This window comes from Streptomyces sp. NPDC002130 (assembly GCF_040296465.1).
Lineage (GTDB): Bacteria > Actinomycetota > Actinomycetes > Streptomycetales > Streptomycetaceae > Streptomyces.
The window spans coordinates 1-1,267 of record NZ_JBEOXI010000968.1; the positions used below are offsets into that span (position 1 = coordinate 1).

General features: G+C 64.4%; 1 protein-coding gene. It reads left to right on the forward strand.

Annotated elements, in window-relative coordinates:
- Positions 1-1,185: alkaline phosphatase family protein (locus tag ABT116_RS47485; protein WP_351647625.1), on the forward strand; the 1,185-nt coding region annotated here is incomplete at its 5' end.
- Positions 1,186-1,267 lie beyond the last annotated feature (82 nt).

Sequence of the window (1,267 nt, forward strand, 5' to 3'; positions counted from 1 at the left end):
GTTCCCACCAGCGCCGGAATCCCAGACCTGGACGTGCATGTCATCGTCGTCGACGGCATGCGTCCGGACGAATTGCGATCGGAGCTCACCCCGACGCTGACCGGGCTTGCGGTCGGCGGTATTCACTACCCGGACGCCAGCGCCATCCCGATCGCGGAGACGCTGCCGAACCACACCGCGATGATGACGGGAGTGCTGCCGGCGCGTTCGGGCGTACCCGCCAACTCCGTCTACGATCCGTCCATCGACAAGAAGCGTGACCTCGATCGGCCTTCCGACCTGCAGACGTCGACGGTTCTGGATCGGGTGCGCACCGAACTCGGATTGACCACTGCAAGTGTGCTGTCGAAGCACTACCTGCACGGGCTGTTCGGTAACCGCGCTTCGTTGGTGTGGGATCCGCAGCCACTCGTCCCCGGCACCGAGCACGCGCCGGACAACTTCACGATCGACGCGCTGATCCGGATCGTCGGGGGGAACTCCCCGCGACTGTCGTTCACCAACCTCGGTGACGTCGATCGGGTCGGGCACCTGGATCTGTCCGGTCCGTCCATTCGTATCGCACGTACAGCCGCACTTCAGAACACCGACAGCCAGGTTCGCCGCTTCGTCGACTTCCTTCATGACACCGGTCGTTGGAATCGGAGCATTCTGATCGTGTTGGCCGACCACTCGATGGACTGGTCGGAACCCGCGCGGCTCATCGGCTTGGATCGACCACTGAACGCGGATCCGTTGCTGGCAGGCAAGATTCGGATAGCCCAGAACGGCGGCGCAGATCTGATCTACTTCGTCGGGCCGGACGGCGAACGGGCCGAGGCCGTCCGCCGGATTCAGCAGATCGTGGAGGGCGTCGAGGGCGTCGAATCCAGCCACCTCCCGGCCGAATTCGATCTCGGCACCAATGCCGGTGACGTCGTTGCGTTTTGCGCTCAGGGCTGGCGGTTCAGTGATCCGACTCCGCTGTCCAATCCGATTCCCGGCAACCACGGCCATTTCGTGACGCTGCCCATTCCGTTCTTTCTCAGCGGTGGGCATCCCGCTCTCGACGGTGGACGGAAGATCGACACGCAGGCTCGCACGATCGACGTCGCGCCGACGGTTGCGGCACTGCTCGGCCTCGGTGCACCTGCCGGTGGTTGGGACGGCGTCGCTCGCACGACGGGTGTGTCGCTGAACGTCTAGCGAGGATCGCGACCGGTCAGGGCAATCAGCTTGTCCTGCAACGACGCATCGTCAGGGAGGTCGACGGGAGCGGAGAAGAGTC